The 12,107-nt window shown below is 59.6% G+C and carries 16 protein-coding genes; 4 read left to right on the forward strand and 12 right to left on the reverse strand.

The features are described from left to right. Positions 1 to 200 precede the first annotated feature (200 nt). Positions 201 to 1,592, reverse strand: a complete 1,392-nt coding sequence (locus tag AC07UR_RS20185; RefSeq protein WP_209792332.1) for a YcbK family protein — start codon at positions 1,590 to 1,592, stop codon at positions 201 to 203. A 404-nt stretch (positions 1,593 to 1,996) separates the two neighbouring features. After that, positions 1,997 to 2,437: a VOC family protein gene (locus AC07UR_RS20190; RefSeq protein WP_077498238.1), complete on the reverse strand. Its 441-nt coding sequence runs from the start codon at positions 2,435 to 2,437 to the stop codon at positions 1,997 to 1,999. Between the two features lie 197 nt (positions 2,438 to 2,634). Here AC07UR_RS20190 and AC07UR_RS20195 point away from each other — a divergent pair, with 197 nt between their 5' ends. The 3 genes from AC07UR_RS20195 (at position 2,635) to AC07UR_RS20205 (ending at position 4,500) form a co-directional block, all read left to right on the forward strand. Next, a complete protein-coding gene (locus AC07UR_RS20195; RefSeq protein WP_077498237.1) occupies positions 2,635 to 3,213 on the forward strand; it encodes a cold-shock protein in 579 nt (192 codons plus the stop codon). After that, positions 3,213 to 3,695, forward strand: a complete 483-nt coding sequence (locus tag AC07UR_RS20200) for a DUF192 domain-containing protein (RefSeq protein WP_209792333.1) — start codon at positions 3,213 to 3,215, stop codon at positions 3,693 to 3,695. Before AC07UR_RS20195 ends, AC07UR_RS20200 begins: the two co-directional genes overlap by 1 nt. Before the next feature lie 157 nt (positions 3,696 to 3,852). Next, positions 3,853 to 4,500, forward strand: coding sequence for an outer membrane protein (locus AC07UR_RS20205; RefSeq protein WP_173419907.1), 648 nt, complete (start codon positions 3,853 to 3,855; stop codon positions 4,498 to 4,500). 212 nt (positions 4,501 to 4,712) lie between these two features. On the opposite strand, the gene AC07UR_RS20210 is transcribed toward AC07UR_RS20205, so the two are convergent. Together AC07UR_RS20210 and AC07UR_RS20215 are read right to left on the reverse strand one after the other, a co-directional pair. Continuing rightward, positions 4,713 to 5,339: a DUF1062 domain-containing protein gene (locus AC07UR_RS20210; protein WP_209792334.1), complete on the reverse strand. Its 627-nt coding sequence runs from the start codon at positions 5,337 to 5,339 to the stop codon at positions 4,713 to 4,715. 402 nt (positions 5,340 to 5,741) lie between these two features. Next, positions 5,742 to 6,815, reverse strand: coding sequence for a D-alanine--D-alanine ligase family protein (locus AC07UR_RS20215; protein WP_209792335.1), 1,074 nt, complete (start codon positions 6,813 to 6,815; stop codon positions 5,742 to 5,744). A gap of 502 nt (positions 6,816 to 7,317) precedes the next feature. Here AC07UR_RS20215 and AC07UR_RS20220 point away from each other — a divergent pair. Then, positions 7,318 to 7,614, forward strand: coding sequence for a hypothetical protein (locus AC07UR_RS20220; RefSeq protein WP_176354769.1), 297 nt, complete (start codon positions 7,318 to 7,320; stop codon positions 7,612 to 7,614). Positions 7,615 to 7,935: 321 nt separating this feature from the next. Here the strand turns inward: AC07UR_RS20220 and AC07UR_RS20225 are convergent, their stop codons facing one another. The 8 genes from AC07UR_RS20225 to AC07UR_RS20260 form a co-directional block, all read right to left on the reverse strand. Next, complete coding sequence (locus tag AC07UR_RS20225; RefSeq protein ID WP_209792337.1) at positions 7,936 to 8,160, reverse strand: hypothetical protein; 225 nt, start codon at positions 8,158 to 8,160, stop codon at positions 7,936 to 7,938. 440 nt (positions 8,161 to 8,600) lie between these two features. Next, positions 8,601 to 9,725: a tyrosine-type recombinase/integrase gene (locus tag AC07UR_RS20230; protein WP_494700122.1), complete on the reverse strand. Its 1,125-nt coding sequence runs from the start codon at positions 9,723 to 9,725 to the stop codon at positions 8,601 to 8,603. Further along, entirely contained in the window at positions 9,611 to 9,934 is a 324-nt protein-coding gene (locus AC07UR_RS20235; RefSeq protein ID WP_494700123.1) for a helix-turn-helix domain-containing protein, read from the reverse strand. Before AC07UR_RS20235 ends, AC07UR_RS20230 begins: the two co-directional genes overlap by 115 nt. Then, positions 9,931 to 10,350, reverse strand: a complete 420-nt coding sequence (locus tag AC07UR_RS20240) for a DUF968 domain-containing protein (protein ID WP_494700124.1) — start codon at positions 10,348 to 10,350, stop codon at positions 9,931 to 9,933. Before AC07UR_RS20240 ends, AC07UR_RS20235 begins: the two co-directional genes overlap by 4 nt. After that, entirely contained in the window at positions 10,350 to 10,994 is a 645-nt protein-coding gene (locus AC07UR_RS20245) for a hypothetical protein (RefSeq protein WP_494700125.1), read from the reverse strand. Before AC07UR_RS20245 ends, AC07UR_RS20240 begins: the two co-directional genes overlap by 1 nt. Then, positions 10,991 to 11,344 (reverse strand): hypothetical protein, encoded by a 354-nt coding sequence (locus tag AC07UR_RS20250; RefSeq protein ID WP_494700126.1) that lies wholly within the window; start codon positions 11,342 to 11,344, stop codon positions 10,991 to 10,993. The genes AC07UR_RS20245 and AC07UR_RS20250 overlap by 4 nt, the downstream gene beginning before the upstream one ends. Next, a complete protein-coding gene (locus AC07UR_RS20255) occupies positions 11,341 to 11,697 on the reverse strand; it encodes a hypothetical protein (RefSeq protein WP_494700127.1) in 357 nt (118 codons plus the stop codon). The genes AC07UR_RS20250 and AC07UR_RS20255 overlap by 4 nt, the downstream gene beginning before the upstream one ends. Beyond that, positions 11,694 to 12,107, reverse strand: coding sequence for a recombination protein NinB (locus AC07UR_RS20260; protein ID WP_090427085.1), 414 nt, complete (start codon positions 12,105 to 12,107; stop codon positions 11,694 to 11,696). Before AC07UR_RS20260 ends, AC07UR_RS20255 begins: the two co-directional genes overlap by 4 nt.

The following is a 12,107-nucleotide window of genomic DNA, read 5'->3' on the forward strand; positions in this document are numbered from 1 at the left end:
AGGGGAGTCGAACCCCTCTTCCCAGAATGAAAATCTGGTGTCCTAACCGATAGACGAAGGGCGCACTTGCTGTGTGGGCGTCTTATAGTCAGGCGTTTTGATTACCGCAAGCGGCAATTTTCATTTTTCTGTAAAAAATGCACAGGTTGGGGAAAATACAGTGCGCCTGTGGATTAGCTCATGGAAACAAAGGCTTGCGTTCAGCCCTTGCCGCGGCGGCAGCGCCAGTTCCAGTCGCGCTGGGCGCCAATGTCGATATGGACCGATTCCGTGTGACAGTAGGTGCCGACACCGCCGCGTCCAGGAATGCTGCGCAGGAAATCGGCCAATTCCCATTTGCTGACGCCCTGGACCTGAATGTCGGCCGCTTCGCAGCGCGTATGCAGCGATTGCTTGGCGCGGTTGACCTTGATCGGGCGCAGGCCCGACGTCACCATGACTTTCTTGCCGTAATGCGTTTCGACGTTTTTCAACATCTGCATCAGCTCGGGCTTGAAACAGCCCGCATCAACCTTTTCGGTCTGCAGAATAAGGCCACTTGGCGCCAGCCGAGCAAGGCCGGAAAGCGATGCGACCTGAACCGGAGCGTCCTCTTCATCAGCGGCATGGTCTTCATGCGCGACGCTGAACAGCGGGCTCATCTTGACGCCAGGCAGGCTGGTGTAGGCAAGCGAGGCCATCTGCGGTTGGCTGGCATTGCTCGTGGTGATGGTCTTTTTTTCGGCCGGCTGGGCTGCGCGCGCCGTCTCCTGCTGCTGCTTTTCTTTGCGCTTCCCGGCGAAGAGGCTCGCAAGCGTCCAGGCCTTGGGAACCTCCTTCTTACCGCTTTCGCTGGCCTCGTTGTCTGACGCTATCGTCGCGGCCTGAGCCAGGTCGGTTGCCGGCTGTACCTGCTCTGCGGCTTGCACCGGCTGCAGCACGCGCGACGTCTTGCCGCCGATGGCGGCCTGCGCGCTCAAAGGTAGCGGTACCGACGCGGGAAGGGTGGCTCCTTCCGGGGCGGCATAAGCCATCACGGCCGTATCGGAAGGCGTAGCGTCGGTTTCGTTCAGGGCGCCCTGCTGTGGCTGGATGATTGGTTGGGGTTGGGGCTGTGTTTGTGGCTGTAGCTGCTTCGGGCTGGTGCCGAAAAGACTGTTCGTCGTCGCGTTGACGGTCGGCTGGGCGGTGCCTGTCGCCGGAATCGAGCCAGTTGCTTGCGGCTGTACACCCACCGTTGCCGCCTGCGCACCAGCTGCTGTCGGAGCCTGGCCGTAGATGCTGGAGGAGGCTGCGCGCAAGCCCGTGCTCTGCATGGCCAGCGGTCCGCCCTGCTGCGCGGTGTCTTGCCCTGGCGCGAGGGCGCCATTGCCTTGCGCTGGCTGCGGATTGCTGCCGACGGCCGACACCTGCGCGTCGCGAACCGCAACGCCAGCCTGGGTCGAATCGGCGACCTGCACCGGTTCCTGCGTTTGTTCGACCGCCAGTGCATTTGCCGCTTCGCTATCGGCCACAGCAGAGACGCACCCGCTTAGGGCAAACAGCGAAACGGATATCGCGGCCGCGCGGCTGATGGACGACAGCAGCGCCCTCTTGGTTTCCCGATGTTGCAACGTCCTATCCCCGCTCTCCGTGCATGATCGGTGAGATCGTCACCTTGGCCATGCATTAAGTCTCAGTTCCGAAACATCGCTCAGAACAAACAAACACGAATTTCGCGCAGCGGCCCAAACGGATCGCTGCGGGAAGGATTAGGCCAAATACAGTCAAGGGGGCATCGCCACGAGACATCGCGGATAGGACCCCGTATCAACGTTTCGCGCGGAAAGTTACTGAACGATACGTGATTTGTAAACTGGCGCTAACCTTGAGCCCACATGCGCCCAGCATGCGAAGGCCCGGTGTCGGTGCCGGGCCTCGGATCATTCATCATTTCCTGGGATCCGCGACTCGACTGTGCGAAGCCAGAAATGCCGGCTGCAGACATCAATCATCGGCGGCTAGAATTGTGCGAGGCTTACCAGGCGCCGGTATTGGCCATGGAGGCCCAGGGCTCCTGCGCCGGCAGGTTGTCACCCTTCTGCAGGATCTCGATCGAAATGCCATCGGGCGAGCGCACGAAGGCCATGTGTCCGTCGCGCGGTGGGCGGTTGATGGTCACGCCGTTGTCCATCAGATGCTGGCAAAAGCCGTAAATGTCGTCCACCTCATAAGCCAGGTGACCGAAGTTGCGCCCGCCTGTATAATCCTCGCTATCCCAATTGTAGGTGAGTTCGAGGCAGGGGGACAATTCGCCCTTTGCCCGGTCCAGATCGCCGGGAGCGGCCAGGAAGACGAGCGTAAACCGGCCCTTTTCGTTCTCATAGCGGCGGATTTCGCTGAGGCCGAAGAGCGTGCAGTAGAATTTCAAGGCCTCGTCCAGATTTTTGACGCGAACCATCGTGTGCAGATAACGCATTGCAATGTCCCTGTTTCGAAGAAGATGGCGTATACTTATCTGCCAGCAAGCCAGAGGCAAGGCTGCGTCCCTACATTTGACCTGGGCCAAAATACGCCGAGGGTCTTGCGCATAAGCGGCGGGACGATGTTATTCTGGTCAATAAGAATCAGTTAACCGTAGTCAGTAGTCGCGCGTAAACGAGGGGCTGGGAGAGAATGGCGGATAGGACATCTTCAAAAGACGTCATGCAGGATGACGACTTTGGCAGCGACGCCCTCGACCTCGTCGAAATCACCGGCGTGATCAAATGGTTCGATGTCGCCAAGGGCTTCGGCTTCATCGTGCCTGACAACGGCATGCAAGACGTGCTGGTGCACGTGACCTGCCTCAGGCGCGACGGCTATCAGACGGTGCTGGAAGGTGCCCGGGTCGTGGCGCTCATCCAGAAGCGCGACCGTGGCTATCAGGCCTTCCGGATTCTCTCGATGGATCAGTCGACTGCCATTCATCCTTCGCAGTTGCCGCCGATCAGGACTCACGTGCAGGTCACACCGACGAGCGGTCTTGAGCGCGTGCTGGTCAAGTGGTTCAACCGAACCAAAGGCTTCGGCTTCCTGACGCGCGGTGAAGGTACGGAGGATATCTTCGTTCACATGGAAACGCTTCGTCGTTTCGGCCTGACGGAGCTGCGCCCCGGACAGGTGGTTCTGGTGCGCTTCGGCGACGGTGAAAAGGGTTTGATGGCGGCCGAGATCCACCCAGATGGCCCAACGCCGACGAGCCGCTCGCACTAATGACGACGGTTCGAACCTTTTCTGCAAGAAGCGCCGCCATGGCGCTTTTTTTGTCGCTCGTATTGTGTGCCGTTGCCGCCCTTGCGGACGTTACGTTCACGACCGAAAGGATGCGGCTGGTGACAGCCGACAGCAAGAGCCACGAGCTGACGGTCGAACTCGCCATCGACGCGGATCAGCGGGAGCAGGGGCTGATGTTTCGCCGCTCGATGGCGCCCGATCACGGAATGCTGTTTGATTTCGGTGAAACGCGCCGTGTCATGATGTGGATGAAAAACACTCATCTGGCACTCGACATGCTGTTTGCCGACAAGAGAGGTGTCGTTCGCACGGTCCATGAGAATGCGGTGCCATTCTCCGAGGCGATCATCGATTCGCGCGAGCCGGTGGCGTTCGTGCTGGAACTCAACGCCGGCACCGTCAAGCGGCTGGGCATCAAGCCAGGCGACCGGCTGGAAAGCGCTCGAATCGGCGGCAATTGATCGATCGCATCAAAGCCCTGATCTCATCCCGCCCGGCTGATCCGATGATTTGATTTGGCAGCGCATCTTATTATTCTCGCCCTGTCGCGAGCCTTTTCGGCAGACGCGCCCTACATATGTTGGTAATCTTTCTATCGGACCAACAGGAGCATCTGTGATGATCAGGCATGTGCTTGTTGCAATCTTTGCCGCTGCCGCTTTTGCGCCGGCTGCGTCGGCTGCTGATCTGACCGAAAACCTCGAACCTGCGCCGCTGGTGGAAGCCGCGCCCACCTTCGTGTGGACCGGCGGTTATGTCGGTCTGCAAGGTGGCGGCGGTTGGCTCAATGGCGATTTCAGCGCTGCAGGTGCAAGCGCTTCGCAGGATTTCAACGGCGGTCTTCTCGGCGCATTTGCGGGCTTCAACTATCAGCAAGGCGACTGGGTCTACGGGATCGAGGGCGATGTCAGCTACAATTGGAATGACAAGACCTTCGATATCTTCGGCGCTGCTCCGGAGGTTGGAACCGATGTGTCCGGCTCCGTCCGCGGCCGTCTCGGCTACACTGTCAACGACAAGGCGTTGCTCTATGCGACGGGCGGCTGGGCGATTACGCGCGGCTTCGTCGACGTGCCGGGGGCTTCCAAGGAAAAGGAAACCTTCAATGGTTGGACGATCGGCGCCGGCGTCGACTACGCCTTCACCGACAGCCTGTTTGGCCGGGCCGAGTACCGATACAACGACTATGGCGACAAGGACATCGGCGGCGTCAATGTCGACCTCGACCAGCATCAATTCACGGTCGGCATCGGCGTGAAGTTCTGAGGAGAACTGCTGCGTGTTTCCTTAAGTCGTAGCCGGTTTACGGATAAAAACATGCAGCAACTCAAAATGCGACAGCGACCTTTGCGCGCCTGAGAAGGCGCGCGGCGCTGCAGGGGGAAGGAAGGCTCCGATGGCTTCGGAGCCGTCTTCGCGGTGGGGACATCCGCACCATTCACGCCCAGACCACCGCCGACGCCTCACGCAATCCCTGGCTAAGGTCCAGCGCGGCTGAGGATCGCATTGCGATCAGATTCGCTTGCGAGATCGATGGTGACGCGCATTTCGTCCTTCACTGGCCGTCGCAACGCGTTCTTGCCCGATGGTGTCGTGGATATGCGCCCGGTCTGTTCAAGCATGGCGATCCGTTTGCGTGACAGGCCGAGTTCCATCGAAAGCAACCTCTCCGTTCTGAGCATTGTTTTCATTTCCAGGTTGAGAGCGATCTCCAGGTGCAGGGCTGGTTCGACTGCCGCCTTCAGAATCGTCTTTTGCAAACGGACCTCGGCGAATTCTTCGACACGCCCCGCATTCCGGCGCAATCCGTCGATATCGAAGGCGACCTTCTCGATCCAGCCGTCATCGTTGTTCTGGAGCGCGTGCAGCGTCGCCTGGTCGACATCGCCGACATGTCGCCGCTCGAAGATGGGACGGTTCCAGGTGCTGTCGCAACTGCTGCAGCGATAGATCAGCCAGGCGTCCAACCGCCGGCCATTGGCATTGAGGCGCGCCTTGCCGCTCGTCTCGAATGGCCGCGTCGTTCGGCAGCGATTGCAGGCGAGCCAGGGACGTGGCGCGATTGTCGGCGTGATGGTCCATTGGACCAGGAATGTGTGAGACATGTCGTCTGGTTCTTCCGATTGGAAGTCCATCAAGACGACGGTTTGAGCACCCGTTCAGGGGACGCGGTCTGGCAGCGTTTTGGTGATGGTTCGATCCGCACGAAGTTTCATGCAGCGACAGGTCGGCAATGCCATTCCGGTCTCGAACCGTCACCTCGACGAACGCATTGAAATGCGATCCGACAGCGATGATCGCTATCGGGTGTGCGTGGTGAAACAAGCGAGACCGGGGTTTACAAAGGCAAAGCAGAACTCCAGGAAAGACAGCATGGTTTGCTGCGCAACCGTCCTAGCCGAATATTTTTGCTACGGGAAGTAGCGGTCGCGAAAAATGGTCGCGTTTTCGGATTTTGGCCATGAGCGCGAAGCGTTACGCCACGCGATGCTGAAGCCTGAAAATGGCTAGTGAGCCGCTTTGGCTCTCGCCAATCCGTGCTCGATCAACAGGCCGACAAGCTCTGGATAGGGGATGCCGCTTGCGGCCATCGCCTTCGGGTACATGCTGATATCGGTAAAGCCCGGCATGGTGTTGACCTCGTTGATCACCGCGCTCATATCGGCACGAACAAAAAAGTCGACGCGAGCGAGCCCTTCGCAGCCAAGCGCGATGAACGCTTTTTCGGCCATATCCTGCAAGCGTTGCGTGACCTCATCTGGCAAAACTGCCGGCACGCTGATTGCGGCGCCATCTTCGTCGATGTATTTTGCCTCGTAGGTGTAAAAACCGTGGCTGGCATTGGCTGCGATCTCGCCCGGAACGGAAACCATCAAGGCTCCGTCCGGCCTTTCGAGCACGGCACACTCGATTTCCCGAGCCTTTACGAACTCCTCGATCAGTACCTTGGTGTCGAACTTGAAGCCTTCGTCGAGCGCGTGTCGCAATTCTTCGGCCGAGCGCGCTTTGCTGACCCCGACAGACGACCCCTGCCGCGCAGGTTTGACAAACACCGTCTGTCCGAGCGCGGCCGCTATGTCCTCATAGTCTGGGCGTTGGTCGGGCTTGCGGGTGACAGAGCGGGCAACCGGCAGTCCCGCTTCGCGCAGCAGTCGCTTGGTCATGTCCTTGTCGATGGCGTTCGCCGATCCCAGGATGCCGCAGCCGACCAATGGAATGTTGCAAGCCTGCGCGAGACCCTGCATCGACCCATCCTCGCCATGCAATCCGTGCAGGACGGGAAACAGGATATCGATTGCCGACGGATGAGCAGCCTGCGCAGGCGCGTCGAATGCGAGCAGGCGACCGCGCCCGCCGGGAACCAGGCAGACCTTGGTGCCCGAATAGGCGATGGCGGCGGGCAGGGTGCCTTGTACCGTTTCTATCAACAGCCATTGACCGGTCCGGTCGATGAGGATCGGCACGACCTCGTATGTGTTCGGGTCTATGGCCTTCACAACGTTACGCGCCGAAAGAATGGAAACGTCATGCTCTGAGGATTGGCCGCCGAAGAGCACGCCGACACGCAATCTTGAGGTCATGAAAGGTCCTTTCTCTGAAGGGGAAACAGTCTATGGACCCAGTTGTACCCGACCAATTGCAACCGAATTGAGATGGTGCCAGGCTCGCTCCAGGCGCTGGGCGCTCGCCGGACGGCTGAGCCGGCGGTGCCGCGTTGAGCTTCGGAAGGCTTGTTGCCCCCTCAAGCCGGGCATCGCCACGCGTTCCTTCAGGCGCCGACGACCGCTGCAGCGCATGGAATCATTGCGCGGCTTTGGCCTTGAAACTGAGACGTCGGCGTCAGCTGCGAGCCAATTGTTATGCGCCAACTCGATCAGGGCTTCCGCGGGCTGCTCGGGCGCCCAGCCAGCCGCTGGGACCAAGGCAAAAGAGCATCAAATTTGCCACATTGAACCGCACTGATTTGTGGAACGGTTTCAGCGATCAGGCGTTACTCTTGCCAGGCAGCGTAAGCCCGCGGGCAGAGGCTGCTTGTATCTCGTAAGGCGGGGCTGAAAACCCGCCGGAGATGGGAGCAACGCCATGAAAATTTCCACGAAGATGTCATGGGTCGCATTTGTCATCACCCTTGCTGGGACCACGGTGCCGGCTTTTGCCGAGAACGACTATTATGAGCCGGTACCCGGCGGCGTCTATGTTGATCCCATGCCGATGGGCAGTGTGTACGTGGAGCCGGTGCCGCTCTACGGTGCATACGGTTACTATCGTCCCCCGGCGCTGACCTTGGGTGACGAACGGGAACGCTACACGAACGAGTACATGGGGGGTGGTGAAGGCGATTACTATCAGGGGATCGCACATCCACCTTCAGTTCCCTGAGCGCCCGATCGTTCAGCACCAGCAAACGAGAGTTGCGATCTACCTCCAGCCGAGAGCCGGCAATGGTGATGCAAGGTCGACGGTCTTGTGCGTTGTAGTCGACGCCCAACCAGTCTCGGACGGCCACTCTGCCGGAGCGCCGAGGCGACTAACGGCTCTTGAACTGATTGCGCAGCGCGCCTCAGCAAATCTACCGGGAACCTGTACGGGATTTTTCCGGGACTGTTCGGGTGATTCTCGGGAGCCCGCCGAAGCGTGCCTCGCGGTCGGCGCAGTTTGCGACGACGGGCCAGGCTCTTGTCGGCTTCGGCTCCAAAGCCGTCACCGTTCCTCTTTCAGGATTTCGTCCAATACCTCTTCATCTAACACGTCCTCGTTGCCCACGAACCGGGACACTTCAACATGGCCGTCCTCAAAGATCGAAATCTCAACACGCTCACCGACCACTGTAGCCGTGATATCTATCGTATTGGGACGATATCTGCCGATAAAATAATGGACTTTCGCATCATCCAGCCGCCTCAGAACCTCGAACACTTTCGACATTGACGAAGCCTCCCAGTGGCATCACGCGCCGCCATTTATAGCTGCTCTTCTCGCCGCAACAATGATTGCTTGTGGCGTACAGTTGCCGCCATCCGAAAAAATCTTCGATGTAAATGCCGGCCCGTTTCGTAGAGCTGGAAGGGTATCGCCATAGGCGACGGCCGACACTCAGATTGGCGGTTGGGGTGGATGCAACATGGTGCCAAGCAGGTGTAGCTACGAAGTTGGTGCGGTGTGAAACGCCCAAAAATCGCCAATGCCGAATTTTGCGACGTGTTCGGCACCGCACAGGGATGACCATTGTCGCCAAACCAACCAGGTCCAGAAAAAATGTGTCATGCCATGGAGGTAGGTGGCGACCCCTGCAGGATTCGAACCTGCGACAACCTGCTTAGAAGGAATGGATGCGCTTTCCGATTTCTGGCTTATTTTACAGAGAGTTACGCGACATCTGTTCCGCTGGTCCGGGACTTTTTCCGGGACTTTGCGACCTTCTCCAATGCGTCCGCAACTTCTTCGTCCAGCACGTGTGCGTAACGAGCCGTAGTCTTCATGCTCGCGTGGTTCAGCACCTTCTGCGTTAGCTTGAGGTTGCCAGTCGCCCGAAGGACCTTCGTCGCGACATCATGGCGGATGTCGTGAAAGCGGAAATCCTCGATCCCGGAACGCTTGCGGGTCCGCTGCCATTCGGACTTCGATCCGGAATATGTGATTGGATAGCGTTGGCCCTTGGTCTTTCCCTTGCTGTTGCGTTTGGCCACGTAGGTGAAAACCCATTCGCCGTGGTGGCCCTTTAATGGCTCGAGGATGGCCCAAACTTCAGGCGTGATCGGTGTCGTAACCTTGCGGCTTCCTTTGCCCATCTTGGTGATGCGCTTTGCGAACCAGTTCACTTCGGACCATTTGATCAGGGTTTCTCGGCGCCTTAGACCGGTGATGCGGGCAAACTCTAGCCATGGCTCGTAGTCGGCCCTGACTGCCTCGTCCAGCTTATGACCTTCCTCCAAGTGGAGCTCGCGCACCCTTTCATCGGCCTCTTTCAGCCAGTGGGTCTTCCAATTGGGTTCGGACGGGAAATGATATTTCCAGGTGAGCTTCGCACGCGTGAATAGTTTCTTGAGAACCGCGGTCGTGTCACGATTGACGGTGGCCGGCGATACGGTCGGCATCTCTCGCTTGTCTTTGTATTCCTTCTTGCCCCACCGCTTCTGCTGCCGCCGCCAGGTGGTGAGAGCGGTGACATTCCCGTCGGTGATGTCGGACAGGCGCTTATCTTTCCCGAAGAAGCTTACAAGCCGTTCCAGCGCTCGATAAGTGTCGGCGCTGCAGGCGTGGTACTGCCCGACCTCGGTGTAGTACCGGCCGGCGGCGAGGTCGATGGTCAAGGGGACGTTGCCCGTCCGCGCTTCGTCCGCCAGATCTTTCTGGGCCTGCGCCTTCAGTTTCCGTTCTACCTCTTGGGCTTTTTGCTTATTCCGAGCCTTTGTAGATCCGAGAAAGCGACGACCGTCGATTTGGAAGTCGTATTGGTAGAACGGACTTTTGGCATGCTTGTAGACGGACACGCGCGGTCTCTCCGGCTCTTTATGAAGTCGTTGATATCGTCCATGTGAAATCCGAGGCGGGGCTTGGTGGTGCCTCTTCCCCTCGGCACAAAGGCTATATCGCCAGCCTTCACGAATTCGCGCAAGGTCTTGGTGGAGACGTTCAAGGCCTTGGCTGCCTGTTCGCTGCTGAGCAAGAGCGGATTGCTTGATTGATCTAGTGGGCTCATGCCTCGTCCCTCGATCGAAGCGCGCCAGCATCTGCCAGCGTCTGGTTGATGATCGCGGTCGCGAACGCAACGGCGTCGTCGCCGAGGTCTGACCAGATGCCGTGGATGACGAGCGCCAGAAGGTGCGGGTCGATCCCGATCGACGACCAGAACCGCTCCTCGTTCATGCCGTGCTGGCGTCGGTGCTCGGCCTGGTGCAGGGGCAACGCCCAGCGGTCGGAAACCTTGCTGCCCTTGCCGCGGCCATAGTGTCCGTACCGCGGCGAGGCGAAGGACAGGTGCGCAGCTTCGACGCCATATCGACCGGTCACGCAGCAGGGGAGTTCGTGGATGAACGCGAGATAGTCTTTGCTCTTCGTCGGCTTGCGCTTCGGCGTCGGGTCGGGGCGGATGAAATTTGCGATGCGGGATGCCATTACGCCGCCTCCCTTTCAATCTGATCGATGTTCTGCTTGATGACGCGGAAGGTGTAGGCGGCAACCCATGGGTTCACTGCCCAGGCGCCAGCGCCGTTGATGCTGTCCCAGAGCGTGCGATAGCTGCCCTTGGCTGTCGGGTTCATGACCTTGTCGTTGCCATAGTCGCGATAGCCGGCCCAATCTGGATCGGTGCAGGCCACTTCCACGCCTTCGGCAACGGCGTCGGCCTCGCTGATGTCCTGCAGCCGCTCGACGCGAACGTCGGTGACGATCAGCGTCAGGCGAGAAGCCCAGCGAGGCATGAAGATCGACGGGCGCCAAGGGTATCCGCGCGCTTCCGCGTCCAGATCAGCACAAGGATCGGTGGCCGCGTATCGAACCTCGCATTGGCTGCTCTTGGTTGGCAGGTAGTCGCCGAAAGACAATCCCTGCCATGTCTCGCGTACCCAGAGCCGATCGCCATCCTGAGCCTTGAGAACCATAGGCGTCGCCGTGCCCGGTGCGGTCTCATCCCACCAGTCGCCGTTGTCGAGATAAGGCCTGACCGGCTGCGGCTTGATGATGCGCCGCGTCTGCGTCTTGGTGCCTGCGAGGAGGGCGCGCACCATCGGGGCTGAGAAAAGAATAGGGCGATCGGTCATGCTGCAATCCTCCGGCGTTCAACGAGGGCGTCGAGCCACTTCAGGAAGCCGGCGATGATCGGTACGACGTTCTTGTCGTCAGACCAGCCCGCGAACCCGATGAAGCCATTCGGGTTGAAGGTCACCGCCTCGCGCTTCTCGAAATAGTAGGCGCGGCAAGTGATCGCGGCCCAGCCCGTTGGCCAATCGACCATCCTAATCGCCCGGTCGGACCGGTACCCCTCGATGAGGCCCGACGCCTTCACTTCCTTGTCGATGGCGTTGCGGAGGGCCCGCAGATCGTCGCGACCAAGATCCGCATACCTCAGGCCGGTAGCCGCGAAAGCGGCGCGTGCGTCGTTCCGGTTCATGCGGCCCTCCTGTCTCGGGCATCGCGATACTTGAGGTACTCAATGAAGGTCATCGAGCAATCCGCATCGAGATAGTCCTGATATCGCTGCTGGCCCTTCGTGAGCTTCGGCGGCTGGGGGCTGTGTTCGGTAACGGCGGCTTTGCCAGCGTCGGTCACCGAGAAGACATCGTCCCCGCCGCTCAAGGCGTTCCCCGATCGCACCGTCATGAGGCCGGCACTGACAAGCGCCATGCAGTCCGCATGGTCCTTGCTGCCTTCTCCTGTGACGAAGTGGTTGCGATAGCCGCCGCCACGTCCGTATTCGTCGGCGCCAAGGGAGTGCTGAAGGATATGGAGAAGCTTCTCGTTCATGCTGCTGCCTTCGATTTCGGTTCAGACCAAATGACGTGGTGACGGGCTCCAAAGGCGAAGATGATCTCGATGAGATCGGTCATCTCTTCCTTGGAGAGGTCGGATGAAGACGTGCCGAGCGGGACAAAGCCGGTCCCGTCGGTGTTCGGCACGAGGCGAAGCTGGTCGTGTTTCTCGCGGCGCAGCGCGTCCAGCATGACTAGTTTCCAGTCCTCGGGGGTGAGTTGCTGGCCGTGCCAGGCAAGCTGCAGCGACAGGTCGGTGAGCATCGCCCACATGCGATCGTTCTGCGGTGTCGTGCGCTTCGGTCCCTTGAACTCGACGCGCGTGTCGACTGGCGCACGCATGATCCAGTCGATTGCCTTTCGGCGGAACGTTTCGTTCGCCAAAACCAGAAGCGCGCGGCCCAT

The sequence above is a fragment of the Ensifer sp. GW821-FHT05G01 genome, assembly GCF_059419585.1.